Below are 1,444 nucleotides of genomic sequence, written 5' to 3'. Positions count from 1 at the left end.
CGCGCCGCGAGTTCCTCTTTGCCGACGACCTGGCCGAGGCCTGCCTCTACCTGATGGAGCGCTACAGCGGCCGCGAGCTCGTCAACATCGGCACCGGGAGGACATCACCATCAAGGAGCTGGCCCTGCTGGTCAAGCAGGTGGTGGGCTTTGAAGGCGAGCTCGAGTTCGACACCTCCAAGCCCGACGGCACGCCTCGTAAGCTCATGGATGTCTCCAAGCTGCACGCCCTGGGCTTCCGGGACTCGACGGGCCTGGAGGAGGGATCGCGCTGGCCTACGAAGATTTCAAAAACAAAATTGTGGAAGTATAGTATATATATCCGTTTACTATAATTCTTCACTATACTTATTACATACCCTTTACAGAATGAAAACTGCCCTTATCACCGGCGTGACCGGCCAGGACGGCGCCTACCTGGCCGAGCTGCTGCTCAGCAAAGGCTACAAGGTGCACGGCATCAAGCGCCGCAGCTCCAGCTTCAACACCGACCGCATCGACCACCTCTACCAGGACCCCCACGAGCAGAACGTGAACTTCAAGCTCCACTACGGCGACTTGACCGACTCGACGAACCTGATCCGCATCATCCAGGAGACGCAGCCGGACGAGATCTACAACCTGGCGGCCATGAGCCACGTGAAGGTGAGCTTCGACACGCCCGAGTACACGGCCAACGCCGACGGGCTGGGCACGCTCCGCATCCTGGAGGCCATCCGCATCCTGGGCCTGACGCAGAAGACGAAGGTGTACCAGGCCTCCACCTCCGAGCTCTACGGCCTGGTGCAGGCCGTGCCGCAGTCGGAGACCACGCCCTTCTACCCGCGCTCGCCCTACGCCGTGGCCAAGCTCTACGCCTACTGGATCACGGTCAACTACCGCGAGGCCTACGGCATATTCGCCTGCAACGGCATCCTGTTCAACCACGAGTCGCCGCTCAGGGGCGAGACCTTCGTGACGCGGAAGATCACGCGCGCGGCCGCCCGCATCGGCATGGGCCTGCAGGACAAGCTCTACCTGGGCAACCTGGACGCCCGGCGCGACTGGGGCCACGCCAAAGATTATGTGGAGGCCATGTGGCGCATCCTGCAGCAGGAGGAGGCGGAGGACTTCGTGATCGCCACGGGCGTGACCACCACGGTGCGCGACTTCGTGAAGATGTCTTTTGCCGAGCTGGGCATCGAGGTCGAGTTCCGCGGCGAGGGCGTGGAGGAGAAAGGCTACGTGGCCGCCTGCGCTAACCCGGACTACCAGCTGGAGGTGGGCAGCGAGGTGGTGTGCGTGGACCCGAGCTACTTCCGCCCCACGGAGGTGGAGCTCTTGATCGGGGACGCGACCAAGTCGCGGGAGAAGCTGGGCTGGACGCCGAAGTACGACCTGCCGGCCCTGGTCAAGGACATGATGCACAACGACATCGAGCTCTTCAAGCGCGACAGCTACCTGGC

General features: G+C 62.7%; 1 protein-coding gene and 1 pseudogene. Both read left to right on the top strand.

Translation table 11 applies throughout. From position 1 onward, the window contains the following. A pseudogene (locus tag FJM65_RS21075) lies at positions 1 to 312 on the top strand (GDP-L-fucose synthase); the annotation flags it as partial. Positions 313 to 368: 56 nt separating this feature from the next. Continuing rightward, positions 369 to 1,444, top strand: a 1,076-nt coding sequence (gmd, locus tag FJM65_RS21070; RefSeq protein WP_140624344.1) for a GDP-mannose 4,6-dehydratase, incomplete at its 3' end; no start/stop codon positions are given.

The organism is Pontibacter mangrovi (assembly GCF_006385705.1).
Lineage (GTDB): Bacteria > Bacteroidota > Bacteroidia > Cytophagales > Hymenobacteraceae > Pontibacter > Pontibacter mangrovi.
Note: the sequence above shows the minus strand (reverse complement) of the source record. Positions and strands in the feature narration are given on the sequence as shown.